The organism is Nocardiopsis sp. NPDC058631, assembly GCF_042716955.1.
Classification (GTDB): domain Bacteria; phylum Actinomycetota; class Actinomycetes; order Streptosporangiales; family Streptosporangiaceae; genus Nocardiopsis.
Genome location: NZ_JBHXQY010000072.1, coordinates 16,000 through 33,262, shown reverse-complemented (window position 1 = coordinate 33,262; position 17,263 = coordinate 16,000). Strand labels below are relative to the sequence as shown.

The 17,263-nt window shown below is 70.9% G+C and carries 15 protein-coding genes, 1 tRNA gene and 1 pseudogene; 9 read left to right on the top strand and 8 right to left on the bottom strand.

Annotated features, from left to right (window positions below):
* Nucleotides 1–7 precede the first annotated feature (7 nt).
* Together ACFWTE_RS21550 and ACFWTE_RS21545 are read right to left on the bottom strand one after the other, a co-directional pair.
* On the bottom strand, nt 8–1,567 hold the full coding sequence (locus ACFWTE_RS21550; protein WP_378781449.1) for a methyltransferase domain-containing protein: 1,560 nt from the start codon (nt 1,565–1,567) through the stop codon (nt 8–10).
* Complete coding sequence (locus ACFWTE_RS21545) at nt 1,564–2,925, bottom strand: extracellular solute-binding protein (RefSeq protein WP_378781447.1); 1,362 nt, start codon at nt 2,923–2,925, stop codon at nt 1,564–1,566. Before ACFWTE_RS21545 ends, ACFWTE_RS21550 begins: the two co-directional genes overlap by 4 nt.
* Before the next feature lie 208 nt (nt 2,926–3,133).
* Here ACFWTE_RS21545 and ACFWTE_RS21540 point away from each other — a divergent pair, with 208 nt between their 5' ends.
* Genes ACFWTE_RS21540 through ACFWTE_RS21530 form a run of 3 tightly spaced genes read left to right on the top strand, consistent with a single transcriptional unit; the run spans nt 3,134 to nt 6,905 of the window.
* A complete protein-coding gene (locus ACFWTE_RS21540) occupies nt 3,134–4,309 on the top strand; it encodes an acyl-CoA dehydrogenase (RefSeq protein WP_378781445.1) in 1,176 nt (391 codons plus the stop codon).
* A gap of 18 nt (nt 4,310–4,327) precedes the next feature.
* The gene (locus ACFWTE_RS21535; protein WP_378781444.1) at nt 4,328–5,731 is read left to right on the top strand and encodes an FAD-dependent oxidoreductase; all 1,404 of its coding nucleotides are present in this window, start codon (nt 4,328–4,330) and stop codon (nt 5,729–5,731) included.
* Nucleotides 5,732–5,744: 13 nt separating this feature from the next.
* On the top strand, nt 5,745–6,905 hold the full coding sequence (locus ACFWTE_RS21530; protein WP_378781443.1) for an epoxide hydrolase family protein: 1,161 nt from the start codon (nt 5,745–5,747) through the stop codon (nt 6,903–6,905).
* A gap of 164 nt (nt 6,906–7,069) precedes the next feature.
* On the opposite strand, the gene ACFWTE_RS21525 is transcribed toward ACFWTE_RS21530, so the two are convergent.
* From ACFWTE_RS21525 to ACFWTE_RS21510, 4 genes and pseudogenes are all read right to left on the bottom strand, one after another.
* Nucleotides 7,070–7,405: a methyltransferase C-terminal domain-containing protein gene (locus ACFWTE_RS21525; protein WP_378781442.1), complete on the bottom strand. Its 336-nt coding sequence runs from the start codon at nt 7,403–7,405 to the stop codon at nt 7,070–7,072.
* 411 nt (nt 7,406–7,816) lie between these two features.
* A complete protein-coding gene (locus ACFWTE_RS21520; protein ID WP_378781454.1) occupies nt 7,817–8,242 on the bottom strand; it encodes a hypothetical protein in 426 nt (141 codons plus the stop codon).
* Nucleotides 8,243–8,812: 570 nt separating this feature from the next.
* A pseudogene (locus ACFWTE_RS21515) lies at nt 8,813–9,163 on the bottom strand (MFS transporter); the annotation flags it as partial.
* A gap of 195 nt (nt 9,164–9,358) precedes the next feature.
* Nucleotides 9,359–9,787, bottom strand: coding sequence for an SgcJ/EcaC family oxidoreductase (locus ACFWTE_RS21510; protein ID WP_378781440.1), 429 nt, complete (start codon nt 9,785–9,787; stop codon nt 9,359–9,361).
* A gap of 205 nt (nt 9,788–9,992) precedes the next feature.
* Here ACFWTE_RS21510 and ACFWTE_RS21505 point away from each other — a divergent pair, with 205 nt between their 5' ends.
* The 6 genes from ACFWTE_RS21505 (at nt 9,993) to ACFWTE_RS21480 (ending at nt 15,697) form a co-directional block, all read left to right on the top strand.
* Complete coding sequence (locus ACFWTE_RS21505) at nt 9,993–11,897, top strand: FG-GAP repeat domain-containing protein (protein WP_378781439.1); 1,905 nt, start codon at nt 9,993–9,995, stop codon at nt 11,895–11,897.
* Nucleotides 11,894–12,928, top strand: coding sequence for an enediyne biosynthesis protein UnbU (locus tag ACFWTE_RS21500; protein WP_378781438.1), 1,035 nt, complete (start codon nt 11,894–11,896; stop codon nt 12,926–12,928). The genes ACFWTE_RS21505 and ACFWTE_RS21500 overlap by 4 nt, the downstream gene beginning before the upstream one ends.
* A 21-nt stretch (nt 12,929–12,949) precedes the next feature.
* Nucleotides 12,950–13,564, top strand: coding sequence for a hypothetical protein (locus ACFWTE_RS21495; RefSeq protein ID WP_378781436.1), 615 nt, complete (start codon nt 12,950–12,952; stop codon nt 13,562–13,564).
* A gap of 32 nt (nt 13,565–13,596) precedes the next feature.
* A complete protein-coding gene (locus ACFWTE_RS21490; protein WP_378781435.1) occupies nt 13,597–14,007 on the top strand; it encodes a hypothetical protein in 411 nt (136 codons plus the stop codon).
* 375 nt (nt 14,008–14,382) lie between these two features.
* Nucleotides 14,383–14,877 (top strand): DUF2243 domain-containing protein, encoded by a 495-nt coding sequence (locus ACFWTE_RS21485; protein WP_378781434.1) that lies wholly within the window; start codon nt 14,383–14,385, stop codon nt 14,875–14,877.
* Between the two features lie 4 nt (nt 14,878–14,881).
* Nucleotides 14,882–15,697 (top strand): cytochrome c oxidase assembly protein, encoded by an 816-nt coding sequence (locus ACFWTE_RS21480; RefSeq protein ID WP_378781433.1) that lies wholly within the window; start codon nt 14,882–14,884, stop codon nt 15,695–15,697.
* A 512-nt stretch (nt 15,698–16,209) separates the two neighbouring features.
* On the opposite strand, the gene ACFWTE_RS21475 is transcribed toward ACFWTE_RS21480, so the two are convergent.
* A tRNA-Ile gene (locus ACFWTE_RS21475) sits at nt 16,210–16,283 on the bottom strand.
* 181 nt (nt 16,284–16,464) lie between these two features.
* Nucleotides 16,465–17,247 (bottom strand): DUF3566 domain-containing protein, encoded by a 783-nt coding sequence (locus ACFWTE_RS21470; protein WP_378781432.1) that lies wholly within the window; start codon nt 17,245–17,247, stop codon nt 16,465–16,467.
* Nucleotides 17,248–17,263 lie beyond the last annotated feature (16 nt).

The following is a 17,263-nucleotide window of genomic DNA, read 5'->3' as shown; positions in this document are numbered from 1 at the left end:
CCCCTGCCTAGCCCTCCTTGCGCGCCGTGATGATCAGGAACGTCCCCGGGGTCCGCTCGTCGCGTACCGACATCCCCGCCGAACGCAGCCAGGAGACGATGTCGTCGCGTTCGAACAGGGGCATCCCGTCGGGGAAGCCGGGAAAGTTCTGCGTGGTCTGGAAGTAGCGGTAGACCGGGTCGGGGGAACGGAGGAAGGTCATCAGGGTGAACGTGCCCCCGGGCCTCAGGCACCGCCCGACCTCCGCGACGGCGCGCTCCGGGTCGGGGAGGGCCTGGAGGGAGTTCCAGCAGTTCACCGCGCCCAGCGAGGCGTCCGCGAAGGGCAGGTCGAGGGCGCTCGCCCGTACCGACTCCACGTCCGGCAGGCGCCCCCGCAGCCACACGAGCATCGAGGGGTTCGCGTCCAGGGCGACGACCCGCTCCGGACCGACCGCGTCGGCCACGACGGCGGTCCAGCGGCCCGCCCCCGCGGCCATGTCCAGGACGGTTCCCTCCACGGGCCTCAGGTGCTCGGTGATGTAGGAGTCCTCGTCGGTGGGGGAGACCAGGCCTCCCCAGTTGGACCCCATGGAGCGCAGGAAGGCCGGGCGCAGCCCGTTCTCGTAGTGGTGCCCCACCCGCGGCATGACCTGGGCGTGCCGGAGCACGTCCCCCCGCTCCCCCTCCTCGGCTTCCCCGGCCTCGGGTGTGAGGGGGTCGAGCAGGTCCACGACGCCGTACTCCACCGGATAGACGAGGGAGCAGTCCCGGCAGGTGAGGCCCGCCCCGGTCTCCTCCAGCCCTCCCCGGCAGGAGGTGCAGCGCAGCGAGGCACCGTGCGTCCCGGGTCGGCGCTCCGGCAGGGCGGAGACCTCGAACAGGGGCGCGTCCGCGTGGGATCCGCGGTCCACCACGGCGACCGGGGTGCCCTCGCGTACCGCCCACAGCGCCTTCGCCCCCGCGTGGGAGCGGACCGAACGGGTGTCCTGTGCCCAGGCCCGCGCGATCTGGTCGGCGCTCAGTCCGGCCACCCACGCGCGGTCCGCGCGGCGCTCCTCCTCGCCGAGGATCCACTCCGACGGTGACGGCCACACCCGTCCGAGGACGATGTCCTCGGGGTCCAGGGAGGTCAGGCACCGTTCGAGCCGTGTCCGGTCGTCCCGGGGCGGGTCCAGCGGCTCCACCGCCGCCATGATCCGCTTCCGGTCCTCGGGGAAGTGCCCGAGCAGGTAGAACAGGGCCAGGGTCAGGGGGCGGCCGCCCCCGGTCCGGCCGAGCAGTCGCAGGAAGGTGTCGAGGTGCGCGCGCACGGTGACGCGCGGACCGTCGTCCGACCCGGCGAGCAGACCCAGCAGGACGACCAGGAGTCCCTGCCTGTCGGGCGGCGCCGCCTCCAGGGACTCGGCGGCGGCCTCCGCCGTCCCGGCCGCGGCGGACGTGGTGGCGCCCTCGCGCCAGGCGGAGGACACGAGCTCGTCGAAGAGGGGGCCGCTCTCCTCGTCGGAGGCGCCGACGAACGCGGCGACCAGGCTCCGGGCGTCGCGGGAGGGGGCTGCGGAGGGAGAGGGTGTGTGGGAGGTCGTCATCGGTCGGTCCTTCCGTCGGTAGCGGTCGTGGGCGTGAACGGCCGGCGCGCGTCCAGGAGGGCGCGGGCCCCCTCGGCGGCACGGGCCAACCGCTCTCCGGGGTCGGCGTCCGCCATCAGGACGTCGTGCATGGCGTCGGTGAGGAGGTCGTGGACCCCGGAGAAGTCCTGGACCAGGGCGCCACGCGCCGCGTTTCCCGCGGCGGGCACGTTCAGCAGGTCCACGGCCACGCGGAGGTGGGGGTTGCGGTCGAACCACCCCTCCCGGGTGAGCAGATCGATCGCGCCCTTGGTCACGGGGCTGAACCCGGTGCTCCTGTGTCGGCGTGCGGCCACCTCCGGGGAGTCCAGGAACCGGAGGAAGGCCAGGGCGCCGGCCTCGACCCGCTCCGGCAGCCCGTCGGTGAGCCACAGGGCGTCCCCGCCGATGAGGTCGCCGTGGTGGGGGACCTCGTCGTTGTGCGGAATCGGGTGCGCGGTGACGTCGAAACCGTGTTCGCGCCCGGCCCCGACGACCCGCTCCGCCTCCACGGAGGAGCCCAGGACGAAGGCGACGCGCTGCTGGGCGAAGGCGGCGTGGGTCTCCTCGAAGGCCTTGGGCGTGCTGGTGGAGTCGGCCTTCGTGCCCGTGTACAGGTAGTGGCCGTCCTTGTGCATGCCGCGCCACCACCGGGCGTAGGCGAGCGCCTCGGGGCAGTCCAGGAGCACCCGGGTGGGCCGCCCCTCGCGCCCGTTGCCGTGGTCCGCCAGCAGCCCTCCCTGCTGCGCCACCGCGTGCTGGAAGAACCAGCCGTAGTTCGCCCAGGTGACACCGTGTTCGGGCCCTCCGGGTGCGGCGGTCACCGCGGCGCACGCCTCGGCCAGCTCCCGCCAGGTGCGAGGCACCCGCTCCACCCCGGCCCGCTCCAGGAGCGTGCGGTTGGCGAACATGATCGGGGTGGAGACCATCCACGGCATGGCCACCACCTCCGACCCGTAGCTGAAGTAGTCGCGCGCGGAGGGGACCACGTCGTCCAGGACGACGGCGGACTCCCCCCGGGCCTCCCGACGACCGCGCAGTGCCCCCTCCACGGAGCGGAACAGCGGGCGTCCGTCCCGGCCGCGGGTGTCCAAGGCCTCACGCGTGGACAGGTACAGGTACTCGGCCAGCGCGGGCTGCTCCCCCCGCGCGGCGGCCGCGGCCACCTCGTCCGGCATTCTCTGGAAATGGTGGCCGGTGATGTTGACCTTGTATTCCGGATGGGATTTCTCGAACTCCGAGGCCAGGGACCGGATGCCGTCCAGGAAATCCGGGGAGATGTAGTAGTGGAACCAGGCCTCGATCGTGGTCCTGTCTTTGTCCTCGCTTGCTCTTCCCATGGCTCTCCTCTGTCGTGCGGAGGGACGGGGCGCGCTCCATCCCGTTCCAGCGGCCATTGTCCGTGCCGGTCAGGCGCCCCGACGACTCCCGGATTGCCCTGTCGCCGGCCCCTGCCGCCGTCGGCGCCGACAGCAATCCACGAGACGATTTCCGCGCCCCGGGATGGAACGGTTGTCTCGAATTCGTGAGAACCGAAAGGGGTTGAAGATGGGTGTTTCTGTTCCCACCAGGGAGGAACTCGTCGCGAGTGCGGAGGAACTGCTGCCGCTGCTGCGGGAGAACGCCGCGGAGGGGGAGTCGCGACGCCGTCTCACCGACGAGGTCGTCGAGGCGCTCGACGGCTCGGGGGTCCTGCGGATGCGCCGCCCCGTCCGGTACGGGGGCCACGAGGCCGACACGCGCACGGTGACCGACGTCGTCACGCAGCTCACCCGGGGCGACGGCGCCGCCGGCTGGACGGTCGCCGTCTGGTCCATCAGCTCGTGGATGATGGGCCGCTTCCCCGAGAAGGTCCGGGAGGAGGTGTTCTCCTCCCCCGACACGCGGGTGAGCGGCATCATCGGCCCGTCCGCCGTCGCCGCGCCGGTCGAGGGCGGCGTCGTCGTCAACGGGCGCTGGGCCTTCAACACCGGTGTCCAGCAGAGCCACTGGAACACCAGCGCGGCCGTGCTCGCCAGGCCCGACGGCGGCTTCGAGCCCGTGATGCTCGCGGTACCGGTGGAGGACCTGGGCGTCGTCGACGACTGGGACACCGCCGGTCTGCGCGGTTCGGGCAGCGTCTCCACCGTCGCCGAAGGGCTCTTCGTGCCCGAGGAGCGGGTCCTGCCGGTGGTGCCCGTGCTCCAGGGACAGCCCGCGTACGAGGGCGAGGAGCCGTCGCCCGCGTACGCCGTCCCCTTCATGCCCACGGCCTGCGCCACCATCAGCGGCGTCGCCCTGGGGCTGGCGCTCGCCGCCCGGGACCTGTTCTTCGAGCGCCTGCCGGGCCGCAAGATCACCTACACCGCCTACGACGACCAGTCGGCGGCCCCGGTGACCCATCTGACGGTGGCCGAGGCCGAGGCGGCCATCGAGGAGGCCGCGTTCCACACGCGCAGAGCCGCGGAGATCGCGGACCTCGGAGGTCCGACGGGGGGCTGGCCGCTGGAGGACCGGTCCAAGGTCCGTCTCCACATGGGCGCGGCCTGCCGCAGGGCGCGCGAGGCCGTGACGCTCCTGGCGGACGCGAGCGGAGCCTCCTCCGTCTACTCCTCGGTGCCCATCCAGCGGGTGGAACGCGACATGAGGACCCTGTCCCTGCACGCGATCATGCACCCCTCCACCAACTTCGAGCTGCACGGCAGGACCATGTGCGGCCTCGAACCCAACACCGACTACGTCTGAGCGGCGGGGGAGGCGCACATGACAGGGCAGAGTGACGCCCGCGCCGGCGGGGACCGCGCCGTGGTCCTCGGCGGGAGCATGGCGGGCCTACTGGCCGCCCGGACGCTCTCGGAGACCTACCGCGAGGTCGTCGTGGTCGACCGGGATCCGCTGACCGACGGGACCGGGGCCCGCCGGGGCGTGCCGCAGGGGCGCCACGCCCACGGTTTGGTGGCCCAGGGGCAGCAGATCCTGGAGGAGCTCTTCCCCGGGCTCACCGACGACCTGATCCGGTCCGGGGTCCGCGTGGGCGACTTCAGCGGTGACATCCGCTGGTACTTCGGAGGAAGGAGGATGCGGCCCAGCCGGTCCGGGCTCCTCTCGCTGGCGGCCACGCGACCGGTCCTGGAGGACCACGTCCGCCGCCGCGTGTTCGCGATCCCCCACGTGGTCGCGCGCACCGGACACACCATCGACGGACTGGAGACCGACGGGGGAGGCCGCCGCGTGGTCGGCGTGCGCGTGACCCCCGAAGGGGAGGACACGACCACCCTGGAGGCGGCGCTGGTCGTGGACGCCACGGGACGGGGCTCCAGGACACCGGTCTGGTTGGAGGAGCTGGGTTACGAACGCCCGCCGGAGGATCGCGTCGGCGTCCGCCTGGCCTACACGACCCGGCACTACCGCCTGCGGACCGACCCGTTCGGCGACGACATCGCCATCATCCCCGCCGCCACCCCCTCGCACCCCCGCGGTGCCTTCTTCTACCCCGTCCCCGGAGGGGAGGGGCACGTACAGCTCTCCCTCACCGGGGTCCTGGGGGACCACCCGCCCACCGACCCGGAGGGCTACGAGGCGTTCGCCCGCTCGCTCCCCATCCCCGACATCCACGACGCGATCACCGACGCCGAACCGCTGGACGACCCCGTGACCATCCGCTTCCCCGCGAGCGTGCGCCGACGCTACGAGTCGCTGCGGCGCTTCCCCGAGGGGTTCCTGGTGGTCGGGGACGCCGTCTGCTCCTTCAACCCCGTCTACGCGCAGGGCATGACCGTCGCCGCGCGCGAGGCACTCACACTCCGGCGGCACGTGCGGGCCGCAGGACCGCTCTCGGCGACCCGCTTCTTCGCCGACGTGGCGCGCGACGTCCAGGCTCCCTGGAGCCTGGCGGCCGGCTCCGACCTCGGCTACCCCGGGGTCGAGGGCCGGCGCACCGTGATGACCCGATTCGCCAACGCCTACACCACCGGCCTCCAACGGGCCGCCGTGCATGACGCACGGCTGTCGGAGGCCTTCGTGCGGGCGGCCGGGCTCGTGGCGCCCCCGCAGTCGATCATGCGCCCCGACCTGCTCCTGCGTGTCGCACGGCACGCGGTCGTCCACCCCCGGACACGGCCCGTCCCGGGCACACCCCCCCGCCCCGGGGCCGTGCCGCGCCACTGAGGAAGAGGAACACATGACACGGATCCGACCCTTCGAGGTCCACATCCCCCAGAGAGACGTCGACGACCTCCACCGGCGCCTGGCCGCCACACGGTGGCCGGAACAGGGGCCGGGAGCGGAGTGGGAGCGCGGGGTCCCGCTCGGCTACCTCCGCGAACTCGTCGCGTACTGGAGGAACGGGTACGACTGGCGCGCGGCCGAGGCGCACCTGAACTCGTTCCCCCAGTTCATCACCGAGATCGACGGAGTGGACGTGCACTTCCTGCACGTCCGCTCGCCCGAGCCGGGGGCCCGCCCCCTGCTGCTGACCCACGGGTGGCCGGGCTCCCCGGTCGAGTTCCTCGACGTGGTGGGCCCGCTCACCGACCCCGCGTCCCACGGCGGGGACCCCGCGGACGCCTTCCACGTCGTCATCCCGTCGATCCCCGGATACGGGTTCTCCGGGGCCCCGACCGAGCCGGGGTGGGACACCGAGCGCGTCGCGCGGGCGTGGGCCGAGCTGATGTGCCGCCTGGGCTACGGGCGCTACGCGGCCCAGGGCGGCGACTGGGGGTCGGTCATCTCCCTGCGCACCGGGCTGGTGGACCCCGGGCACGTCGCCGGAGTCCACGTGAACATGCTGGTCACCGTCCCGCCCCCCGACGCCGGGGAACCGGACGCCGCCGACGCCGAGCGGCTCCGGTTCGCGGCCGCCTTCGAGGAGGACGGCGCGGGGTGGCGCCACATCCAGTCCACACGCCCCCAGACCCTCGCCTACGCCCTCACGGACTCGCCGGTGGGCCAGCTCGCCTGGATCTGGGAGAAGTTCTGGGAGTGGACGGACTCGGGGAAGGTCCCCGAGGACGCGGTGGACCGGGACAGGGTGCTCACCAACGCGAGCGTCTACTGGTTCACGGCGACCGCCGGCAGCAGTGCCCAGTTCTACTTCGAGTCCAACCACACCACGGAGAACTTCGTCCGCACGTGGGGCGGACCGTGGCCGTTGGAGGCCCCCGTCGGCGTCGCCTCCTTCCCCCGGGACGCCGTCCGGGCCGTACGGCGCTACGCCGAGGGGATCCTCCCCTCGCTGACCCACTGGACCGAGTTCGACGCGGGCGGCCACTTCGCCGCCCTGGAACGCCCCGACGACCTGGTCCGTGACGTCCGGGCGTTCTGCCGGACCCTGGACTGGTAGCGGACGGGCCCTGTCCGGGGGCGTGACAGGGGGCGTGGGACCGGAGCCGGTCCCACGCCCCCGACGCCGTGCGCCGACGCGGGGCCCGGGCCGACGCGCACCGACCGCCGGGCCCCGGCCCCGTACTCAGCCGACCGCGAGGCCCACGGACCCGATTCCCCTGGTCACGCGCACCTCGGGGACGTAGGTGATCCAGCGCCCGCCCCCTCCGTGAACGCGCGCTCCTTGGCCATGATCTCGTAGGCGTGGTTCCAGGCGAAGAGCAGTGCGTAGTCCGGGTGGGGGACGAACGCCTCCGGGGCGCGGATCGGGATGCGCGTCCCCGGGGTCATGCGCCCCTGCTTGCCTGGCGTCGAGTCGCACACGAACGGCACCAGCTCCGGGCCGATCCCGCAGTAGTTGAGGACGGTCGCGCTCTTGGACGTCGCCTCACCGAAGTAGTCCACCATCACCCGCACGCCGACGGACTCCGCGACCACGGCGGCGCCCGACGGGTCCACCCCCAGGTGTCCGGCACCGGCGGCGGCGACCCCCTGCAGCAGAGTGCCGTCGTTGCATCCGATTCTCCACGAAAAGGGGGTCGGGGGAGCGCGCCTCCTCCGGGACCAGCCTCCGCGCGGTGGCGCGGAAGTGGTCGCCCGTCAGCGCCGACGAGGAGGTCCGGGACGGGTACCCCTCACCGAACATGGTCGCGGCGGGCACCTCCTCCGACTGCTGGACCATCGTGCACGACGTACAGACGCCCACGGCCAGACGGAAACGCGGCCCGGACCTTCCTGGCCCGGCGACCGGAGGCCCTGCTCACCGTCCGACGGATGCGGGACCCCCGGGCCTTCGGCGTCGCGGTCGTGGGGGACCGGGGTCCTGTTGGGCGAGTGCCTGCGCGCCGGGGTCGAACGCGTCGTCCACGCCTACACCGATGAGGTGTACGGGTCGACGGACACCGGTTCGTGGACGGAGGCCGCTCCGCCGGTGGCACGGTCGGCGTCCGGGCCGGTGGAGCCGTCCGCCTCCGCGGCCCCCGTCGGCGGGGTTCCGCGGAGCGTGGCGAAGGCGAGCACTGCGAGCAGCACGTAGAGGACCACGGCCGCCGCCGCGGTGACGCCCAGACCGGTCGAGAACGCCTCCCTCGCGTTCTCCAGCAGGTCGGCACCGACCTGCGCGGGCAGCGACACGGCCTCGACGGTCGCGTTCGCGATGCTCTCGCGGGAGGACTCCGCCGCCTCGGCCGGAACCGAGTCGGGGACCTGCACCTGGCTGCGGTAGACCGCGGCCCCCAGCGTGCCCAGCGTGGCGATGCCCAGGGCCACGCCCAGCTCACCACCGGTCTCCGACACCGAGGCGGCCGAACCGGCCCGGTCCGGGGCGCCGCGCCCAGCGCCAGTTCGGTGCCCAAGGACGCGAAGCAGCCGGCGCCGACCGAGCCGATGGCGATACCGGCGAGGGTGACGGCCAGACCGCTGAACGGGCCCACCTGGGTCATGAGGAGGAAGCCCGCGGCCGAGACCAGGAGCCCGGCCGCGATGACGACGCCCGGGCTCACGCGCTGGGCGACCGCGGGGGCGAGCATGGCGCCCCCGACCGTCGCCGCCGCCGGGATGACGGTCCAGAGGCCGGCCTGGAGGGGGCCGAGGCCCACCACCATCTGGAGGTACATGGCGATGAGCATCATCATGCCGCTCATCACGATGGATCCGAGGAGCATGATCAGCAGCGCCGAGCGGAAGGTCCTGTTCGCGAAGAGGCTGAGGTCCACCAGAGGGGACGCAAGTCGCTGCCGCCGTACGACGAGCACTGTGACGACGATGCCGCCGATCAGGGCGACGTACGCGAGGGGGTCGGAGCTGCTGGGGCTCGGCGAACATGGTGCTCACGAGCGCGAGAGCCGAGGGAGCCAGGGTCGCTCCGGCGACCCCCAGGAGGGCGCGGGCTCCGATGAGCATCTCCGCGCTGGACGAGTAGGCCGCCAGGACCGATGCCAGTCCGAAGGCGGTCCCGCCGATGATGAGCAGTTTCCGGCGGCCGATGCGGTCTCCGATGTTTCCCATGGTCACCAGGGATCCCGCGATCAGGAACGCGTAGATGTCCGTGATCCACAGGAGCTGTGTGCTGGAGGCGCCCAGGTCAGCGGCGAGGTGGGGCAGCGCCAGGAAGAGGACGCCGATGTCCACCGAGACCAGGAGCGTTGGAAGGACGAGGATCGCCAGACCCGCCCATTCCCGCCGGCCCGCCCTGGGGGCGGGGGCGTCCGTGTTCATGGGGAGCTACAAGGGGTCGGATGGAATTCTGAATCCGGACAGATTCTGTCTAGGGAGCTTCGGCCTGTCAAGAAGAAATCGCGCATTGCCCGTGGACTGAGGCCGTTTTCCGAAAGCAAATTCGAACGGATTTCGCGCGGGGTGGCAGGCGAAAGGGGTGCGGGCCCGATCGCCCCGAAGGGGCCCGCCCCCTGCTCAGGCCGCGTCGCGGGGACTGTTCTGGTAGGCGGCGAGCCGCCACCCGCCGTCGGTGCGGACCGCCACCCAGGAGGCCCGTACGGCGCGCGCGTCCGACACCTCGTCCTCACCGGGCGCGAGGATTCCCCCCTGGGTCACCAGGACTGCCGCATCCGGCCCCAAAGCTCTCACGGAGACGGGGTTTCCGACCACCCGGGTGCCCTTGAAAGGACCCTCGAAAGCCTGGGCCATGAAGGCCCGGATCTGCTCGCCCCCGCGGCACATCACGCCCGGGAGGATCATCGTGCCGTCCTCGGTGAACACCTCGGCGAACGCGGCGGAGTCATGGGCGGCCCACGCTGCGACGATACGGCCCGGGAGAGCCGTCACCCCGGCCGTGTCCTCGGCGGAAAGGCCCGGAACGGATGTCTGGTTCGCGGTGGTCATGTGTTCTCCCCTGAATTGTTGGCAAGGCTTTCCCGTAGAGCATCTACCGACGATGGATCGGAGCGCGTCCTCTCGCTTGCGCTTTGTTTCGCTCACTTTGCGAGTGTCGCAAGAATGGATATGGAGGTATGCGGGGGCGTCGGTGAACCTGAATAACGTCCTGATACCGACGGGTGGCATCGCCACCCGCCTCCGAGGAGCCCCTATGCGGATGATGTACCGCGTGGCGACGATGGCGCTGGCCCTGGCACTGATGGGCGCGGTGGGCACCATGACCATTCGTCCCACACCAGGCGCGACCGAACAGACCGCACGGGCCGCGCCCTTCGCCTTCGAGACGCTCGCGCTCAACTCCGAACCCGAGGACGCCCGATACGAACGGGAGGTGGCCCCCGCCCTCGAATCGTTCAGAGGTTGGATCTCCGCGGTCGGTGCGGGCGGAGCCCTGCTCGACCTGCGCGGACTCGACAAGTCGGCGGACGTGTGCCTGATCGACCCGCGGGACGACAGCGTCACCCTGCGCAACGCGCCCGGCAGCGGGGAGGACGACTACCCGGTGGTGGAACTGCTTCCGGAGGGCCTGCCCTACGACCACACCATGGCCCCCATGGGCTGCGTCCCCGCCGACCTGGACGAGGACGGCGACCTGGACATCATCGTCTACTACTGGGGCCGTTCACCGGTCCAGTTCATCAACACCGCAGGGTCGGACGCGACGCCCGCGGCGGAGAACTTCACCGCCCACGAGCTGGTCGAGCCGATGCAGGTCTGGAACACCACCTCGCTGAACGTCGCCGACGTGGACGGTTCCGGCAGCCTGGACGTCCTGGTCGGCAACTACTTCCCCGACGGCGCCCGCGTCCTGGACCCCGACGCCCACGACGAGACCCGCATGGAGATGCAGCAGAGCATGGGGCTGGCCACCAACGGCGGACGCAACCGCCTCCTGCTCACCGAACCGACGGGAAAGGCGGACGCCCCGCCCGTCGTCACCGACGCGAGCAACGCCATTCCCGAACGGGCGACCACCGCCTGGACCCTGGCGATCGGCTTCCAGGACCTCACCGGGAACGGGGTGCCCGACATCTACCTGGGCAACGACTTCGGCAACGACAGCCTCCTCGTCAACCACTCCACCCCGGGGGACGTCCGGCTGGAGCTGTTGAAGGGCGACCGGGACATGATCACACCCAAGTCCCAGGTGATGGGGAACGGCTCCTTCAAGGGTATGGGGGTGGCCTTCACCTACACCGACGGCTCCGATCTCCCGATGATCGTGGTCAGCAACATCACCAGCCCCTACGCGCTCCACGAGAGCAACTTCGCCTTCGTGCCCGACGGCGACGGGGCCGAACTCCTCGACGGCACGGTCCCCTACACGGAGGGCAGCGAGGAACTGGGGCTGGCCCGCAGCGGATGGTCCTGGGACGTCAAGTCGGGCGACTTCGACAACGACGGCACGGACGAGCTGTTCCAGGCCACCGGCTTCCTCAAGGGGGAGGACACCCGCTGGCCGGAGCTCCAGGAGATCGCCATGGGCAACGACCGGCTGCTCCAGCACCCCGCGGTCTGGCCCAACTTCGCGCAGGGCGACGACCTCTCCGGACACGAGACCAACCCCTTCTGGGTGCGCGGGGACGACGGCACGTACGCCGACCTCGCGGAGCCCGTGGGTATCTCCGAATACGACGTCACCCGGGCCTTCGCCTTCGGCGACGTCAACGGCGACGGCCTCCTGGACGTGGTGGTCGCCAACCAGTGGGAGGACTCGCGCCTCCTGCTGAACACGGCCCCCGACGCCGACCCCGGCGTCGTCCTGCGCCTGGTCCGTCCGGGCGCCGCCGGCGAAGACGCCCTGACTCCCGCGATCGGCGCCACTGTGCGGGTGGACGACGAGGGCCACCCGCCGCAGACCAGGGAGCTCTTCCACGCCAACGGACACGTGGGGGTCTCGGACTCCCTCGTCCACCTGGCGGCCCCGGGCGCAGACCTGCCGCTCACCGTCTCCTGGAGGGACGGCGACGGCGGTCAGCACAGCGCCGACCTGGTCGTGGAACCGGGAACCCACACGGTTCTCCTCGATGACGACGGAACGGCGGTAGTCCGATGACCGTGACCAGATCCGAGGGCACGAGGGGCTCCGCTCCCGACCCTGCCGAGGACACCCCCGCGGCGAACCCCCCGGAGGGCGGCGCCAAACCCGCGGTGGACCGCAGGGTGAAGGCCCTGCGCATGTTCGCCACCTCCATCACGGTGTTCACCATCATCGGGCACCTGTTCCTGGGGTTCGAGCAGTCGCCCCTCACACCGATCGTGGCCGTCCTGTTCGGCTACGCGCTCGACCTCGCCCTGGAGACGCTCGACGCACGCGCTGCGGGCAGGACGCCCGGATACATGGGCGGCGCCAAAAAGATGGTCGACTACCTGCTGCCCACCCACATCGCCGGGCTGGCGTGCGCGATGCTCCTGTGGGGCAACGCGTCGCTCTGGCCGTACATGTTCGCGGTCTCCGTCGCGGTGAGCAGCAAGTACCTGTTCCGACTGCCCGTCGGAGGGCGTTGGCGGCACTTCCTCAACCCCTCCAACTTCGGCATCGCGGTGACGCTGCTGCTGTTCCCGTGGGTGGGCATCTCACCGCCCTACCACTTCACGAACAACGCCTGGGGCACCGTGGACTGGCTGATCCCCCTGGGGATCCTCATGGCCGGGACGATGCTCAACGTCAACCTCACCAAGCGCTGGCCGCTGATCCTCGGCTGGGTGATGGGATTCGGCCTCCAAGCGGTGCTGAGGTGGCTCTTCCTGGACCACGTGCTCCTCGCCGCGCTCATGCCGATGACCGGCGTGGCCTTCATCCTCTACATGAACTACATGATCACCGACCCGGGGACGACACCCTCGAAACCGCGCAACCAGATGGTGTTCGGCCTGACCACGGCGGCGGTGTACGGCATCCTCGTCAGCTTCCACGTCGTGTTCGGGCTCTTCTTCGCGCTCGTCATCACCTGCGTGCTGCGCGGCCTCGTCCTGGTCGGCGCGTCCCTGCTCAACGGGCGGGCGCCGGAGAGCGGACCGACCGCGCCCACCGAACCAACCCCCACCCCGTCGTCGTCCACTCCCCCTCGCGCGGGCGACGGCTGAGCTCCCTGAAGGAGAACGCCCATGTCGCAAACCCCCACCAGTGCTGCCGAACGGCCCGGAGAGGCCTCGCGAGCGGCCCCCTCGGACCGGTACCACCAGGCGATGGACGTGTTGAACGGCCACCGTCACCAGCTGTGCCTGCGGTTGTACCTGTTCATCGTGATCGCCCACTGGGCCGAGCACATCGTGCAGGCCGTCCAGATCTACGCGCTCGACTGGCCGTTGGCGGAGGCGCGCGGCGTACTCGGCATCCCCTTCCCCTGGCTGGTCACCTCCGAGTGGATGCACTACGGCTACGCCCTGATCATGCTGCTCGGCCTGCTCCTGTTCCTACCGGGCTTCACCGGGCGGTCGCGGACGTGGTGGACGGTGTCCCTGGTCATCCAGGTCTGGCACCACTTCGAGCACCTGATCCTGCTCGTCCAGGTCTCCAGCGGGGCCTACATCGGCGGAGGTGACGTCCCGACCAGCCTCATCCAGCTGTTGATCCCGCGCGTGGAGCTGCACCTGTTCTACAACACGCTCGTCTTCGTCCCGATGGCCGTGGCGATGTACCTGCACGTGCGGCCCAACGCGGTCGAGCGGGAGGTGATGCGGTGCGACTGCGCCCGTGAGACGGCCGGGCGGGGGCGTTGAGCACCCGACGGAGACAGGGCTCGGCGTTCAGCGTGGCACTGCTACTGATCGCTGCGCTGATCATCTGGGCGGGGGCCTCCAACGTGGAGCGGAGTATTCGCGCCGCTCGCGCGGAGGGGGCTCCCGGCTCCTTCACCGGGAGCCGGGTGGACTGCGTGCAGCACCCGGGGCACGAGTCCTGCACCTGCTACGGCACCTTCGTGCCCGACACCGGAGGACCCGAACGCGCAAACGTGTACCTGTACGGCAGGGACCGGGAGACGTGTCCGGTGGGCAACGAGACCGTCGCCGTGGACGTCGGCTCGGCCAGCAGGGTCTACGGGCCGGAGGGGTCGAACGAGTGGCTCATGACGGCGGGCATGGTCCTCTTCGGGATCGGACTCGGCGCCTGGGCCTCCCGCACCTGGTGGAGCCCGCGCCCCGAGCCCTCCCCGCCCGGCTGACCCGCCGGTCCGGTGTTCCGGCTCCCGCCGGAGCACCGGACGCGGCCCTGCCGGCCAGGGGAGGGGAGGGGAGGGGAGGGGAGGGTCTGCCGGAGTCGGGGCGACATGGCGCTTCGTCCTCTTGTCGACTCATCGACCAGTCGGTTCGTCTCCGCCGCGGGGGGAGCGCCCGTTCCGCACGAGGACTCCCCAGCGCTCCCCCGGACGAACGGCGGACACAGCGAGAAGAGCCCTGTCAATGTCTGCGTCAAGGCTCTGGCTGGATTGCACCCGATCAGTGGAAGCGTCAGCGGGCCTGCGTGTTTCTCCCTTGGCCCTCGGGTAGCCGTGTACAACGGCTCAACACAAGACCGGCCCGGCCTCCAAGGGGAAACGATGTCCACACCAACGCGAGGAAATCCGCGCTCACGCCACGGCCGCAATCTGATCGCGGGCATCCTGCTCGGCCTGGGGACGGTCGCCTTCGTCGACGAGGTGGTCTTCCACCAGCTCCTGCACTGGCACCACTTCTACGATCTGTCCACCAGCGACGTGGGACTGGTCTCGGACGGGCTCTTCCACGCCTTCAGCTGGTTCGCCACCGTCGCCTCGCTGCTCATGGTCACCGCGCTGCGCCGCGAACACACCTTCTGGGGCCTGGCCTTCACCGCCGGGTGGCTGACCGGGGCAGGGTCCTTCCAGCTCTACGACGGATTGGTCCACCACAAGGTGATGGGCCTGCACCAGATTCGCTACGGCGTGGACCTGGTGCCCTACGACGTGACGTGGAACGTCATCGCCGCCGTCCTTCTCCTCGCTGGAATCGTGCTGTGGACCGTCACCGCACGACGCGCGGGCCGGTCCGCTGAACCCACCGAGGCCAGGGCCTGACCCCATGGACCACCACGAACACCACGTCCCCGAATCCGCCTGGCCCAACCCGGGAGAATCGGCGGCAGCGATCCTGTTGGTGACCGCCCTGATGGCCTACGCGGTGGCGGTGGTGATCCTGCACAGGCGCGGCACCTCCTGGCCGGTCGCACGCACTTCGTCATGGGCGGGGGGCCTGCTGTGCGTGGGCGTCGCCCTGGTCGGCCCCTTGGCCGAACGAGCCCACCACGACTTCACCGCTCACATGGCCGGGCACGTCCTGTTGGGGATGCTGGGTCCGCTCCTGTTGGTGTTGGCGGCCCCGGTCACCCTGGCCCTGCGGGTACTGCCGGTGCGCACGTCCCGCCCCCTCGCCCGGCTGCTGTCCTCACTCCCACTGGCGGTGCTGACGAATCCGTTCGTGGCGGGGGCGCTCAACATCGGCGGACTGTGGGTGCTCTACCGGACCGCCCTGTACACCACCACGCACAGCGACCCCTTGGTGCACGCCCTGGTCCACGCGCATGTGCTGGCCGCCGGATACCTGTTCACCTTCGCTGTCGTGGGCGGCCCCGACCCGGCGCCGCACCGGCCCTCCCCGCCGTGGCGGGCAGCGGCGCTGGTCCTGGCGATCGCGGCGCACAACATCCTCGCCAAAACCCTCTATGCCGCCCCGCCCGAGGGGGTCCCCGCCGAACAGGCGCGCGCAGGGGCCGAGCTGATGTACTACGCGGGCGCGCCGGTGGAGATCGTGTTGATCTTCCTGGTGTGCCGTACCTGGATCCTGCCACGTGGAAAGGCCCCGAACGCCTCCAGGATCACGTCCGTGTGGGGCTCATGATGCCGAGTCCGCCACAGGCACCGGGGCAGGGTCCCTCAGCATCGCCCCGGCCGCGGTAGCGCCGGCTGCGCCGACAGGTAGAAGCAGGCGGCACGGTCTCCGGCTATGGAACGGATGACCGCGCTGCGTTCGTCCTGGCCCAGGACCTCGGCGATCTTCCCGTCGATCCTTTTGGTCCGCTCGTCCGGCTCACACCTGTCACGAGCTGTGGCCACAGAGCCCCACCCCCTCGACGACGAAACCACCGCGCGGGAGAACAGCGGCCGAGGAGCGCAAGGCCTTCACGATTCGAGAGCTGTACGGCCTCGCCAGGCGCGGTGAGCCCCCCTGCCGGGTCGACACAGCGATTCGACCTGTTGTCGACTTGGCGTCCTGTCGGTACCGCTCGGCGCCGGGGGAGTGTGCGTTCTGCCAGTGGATCCCCCAGCGCCCCCGCGGACGAACGGCGGGCACAACAAGAAGAGCCCTGCTCTCCGATCGGAGAAGCAAGGCTCTGCTGTGAACAAGCTGTGTGGGCGTACCAGGACTTGAACCTGGGGCCTCATCCTTATCAGGGATGCGCTCTAACCGACTGAGCTATACGCCCTCGTTCCGAGGGAACTCTACCGTATCCGCGATCCCGGAGCGAACCGGATACCTGGCACGGAAACGAAGGGAGACACGGGTTCCGTGCCCCTCTTCACCTCCTATTTTACCCCTGTGCGGGAGTGCTCGGTACGCGTGCGGGCCCGGCCCTCCCACGGAAGGACCGGGCCCGCGCGAACGACCTACTCGGCCTCGGAGAGCGTCACGTCCACGCCGCCGACCAGGTCGGCGACCAGGTTGTAGACCATCGCGCCCACGGTGGACAGCGCCGTGATCAGCACGATGTTCAGCGCGCCGACCACACCGGTGTAGCCGAGCACGCGGCCGGGCGAGAACCACGCGGCCGGGTTGAGGCCCAGCTCACCGTCACCGCCGTCACCCTCCAGGAGGGCGTCGATCATGTTGGTCAACTCCTCGAAGACACCCAGCATCGACAGCGTCGCGTAGACGACGGCGATCGCCACGAACAGGACGATGAAGCAGACCAACGAGATGACGAAGCTGAACTTCATCACCGACCAGGGCTCCACCCGGGAGACCGTCAGGTGGGCCTTGCGACTGGACAAGCTCGCCTTCACGGCGCTCGGGCCCTCGGGCACCGAGGCCTTCGTTTCGGTCACTGGCGTACCCCCCGCCTCAGCGCGGTCCTCCGCCACAGGCTCCTCCTCCGACGGCTCGGACAGCTTGGACGGCTTGGACGACGCGGCTGCGGGGACGACGGGCTCCTCGGCCGTGGCAACGGCCTCGGGCTCCGGTGCGGCTCCGGCCTCGGTCCCGGTCTCGGCGGGGGCCTTCGCCTCCTCCCCGGGTTCCTCGACGCCCTCGCTCACGGGCGTCTCGGCGGCCCCGGTGGCCTCCGCCTCGACCGTGTCCCTACCGGCCGTCTCCATGTCCCCGACCGCGGCGGTTCCTGCCGTGTCCGAGTCGGATTCGTTCGTGGTGGTGTTCCGCTGGTTGTCAGACATAGAAACGTTACCGCTG

Excerpts from the sequence above, each read along its gene's own strand:
- ACFWTE_RS21480 (WP_378781433.1), top strand. The coding sequence starts at position 14,882 with ATGGACCACCACGAACACCACGTCCCCGAATCCGCCTGGCCCAACCCG.
- ACFWTE_RS21545 (WP_378781447.1), bottom strand. The coding sequence starts at position 2,925 with ATGGGAAGAGCAAGCGAGGACAAAGACAGGACCACGATCGAGGCCTGG.
- ACFWTE_RS21500 (WP_378781438.1), top strand. The coding sequence starts at position 11,894 with ATGACCGTGACCAGATCCGAGGGCACGAGGGGCTCCGCTCCCGACCCT.
- ACFWTE_RS21530 (WP_378781443.1), top strand. The coding sequence starts at position 5,745 with ATGACACGGATCCGACCCTTCGAGGTCCACATCCCCCAGAGAGACGTC.
- ACFWTE_RS21470 (WP_378781432.1), bottom strand. The coding sequence starts at position 17,247 with ATGTCTGACAACCAGCGGAACACCACCACGAACGAATCCGACTCGGAC.
- ACFWTE_RS21505 (WP_378781439.1), top strand. The coding sequence starts at position 9,993 with ATGCGGATGATGTACCGCGTGGCGACGATGGCGCTGGCCCTGGCACTG.
- ACFWTE_RS21510 (WP_378781440.1), bottom strand. The coding sequence starts at position 9,787 with ATGACCACCGCGAACCAGACATCCGTTCCGGGCCTTTCCGCCGAGGAC.
- ACFWTE_RS21540 (WP_378781445.1), top strand. The coding sequence starts at position 3,134 with ATGGGTGTTTCTGTTCCCACCAGGGAGGAACTCGTCGCGAGTGCGGAG.
- ACFWTE_RS21485 (WP_378781434.1), top strand. The coding sequence starts at position 14,383 with ATGTCCACACCAACGCGAGGAAATCCGCGCTCACGCCACGGCCGCAAT.
- ACFWTE_RS21535 (WP_378781444.1), top strand. The coding sequence starts at position 4,328 with ATGACAGGGCAGAGTGACGCCCGCGCCGGCGGGGACCGCGCCGTGGTC.
- ACFWTE_RS21550 (WP_378781449.1), bottom strand. The coding sequence starts at position 1,567 with ATGACGACCTCCCACACACCCTCTCCCTCCGCAGCCCCCTCCCGCGAC.
- ACFWTE_RS21495 (WP_378781436.1), top strand. The coding sequence starts at position 12,950 with ATGTCGCAAACCCCCACCAGTGCTGCCGAACGGCCCGGAGAGGCCTCG.